This window comes from Ruegeria sp. CH6 (assembly GCF_056537005.1).
Map to the genome: position 1 here is coordinate 1 of NZ_JBQFQS010000059.1, position 709 is coordinate 709.

Below are 709 nucleotides of genomic sequence, written 5' to 3' on the forward strand. Positions count from 1 at the left end.
CGGCGTCGTTGAGGTGACGCTGGAGGGAGAAGGCTCCAGCGGTCTTCTCAGCGCAACCTACACCCAGATCACATCAGATGCAGCCAGGTCATCATCCGATATGCCCGAAGTGGTATCACAGGCGGCAACATCGGCTGTCACCCAGGAAGCGCTGGCTGCGGCAATTGAAGCGACCGGCGGCGTCGCCGGAGGTGCAACTACAGCAGGCGCTGGGGCTGGTTTTGCAGGGCTTTCCGCCGGAGCAACAGCGGCCATTGCAGGAGGCGTCGTTGCGGCCGGGGTTGCCATCGGAAGTTCGTCTTCAGGCAGCTCCTCAGGTGTTAGCGGCTCTGCACCCATCCGTGGGGGATCACCACAGCCACAACCAAGTGACAGTCCGACGTTCACCATTCGCACTCCGATTGCAACAGATGATATCATTGAAGATAGTGAAATCGACGATCTGACATTCACCGGGACTACGACAAATGTCGAAGCTGGTGAGGAGATTTCAGTTTATATCACTGATGGAAATGAAAATAATCCAGCGGCTCGTTATACCGGAACAGTGGATGATGCCGGCAATTGGACGGTTATGCCAACATCATCGGCGGCAGATGCCTTGAGGAATCTCGAGGAAGGTGATTTGAACATCACGGTCGTAGTCTCAAATGCAGCCGGAGTGCAGGCAACAGGCGATGATGTGACAGTGCAGCTGCTATTGCCAACA

The 709-nt window shown here is 55.9% G+C and carries 1 protein-coding gene; it reads left to right on the plus strand.

Going from position 1 to position 709, the window contains the following annotated elements; all coding sequences use genetic code 11:
- The coding region (locus ACR0CW_RS23185) for a hypothetical protein (RefSeq protein ID WP_480789590.1) at positions 1–709 on the plus strand (709 nt) is incomplete at both ends.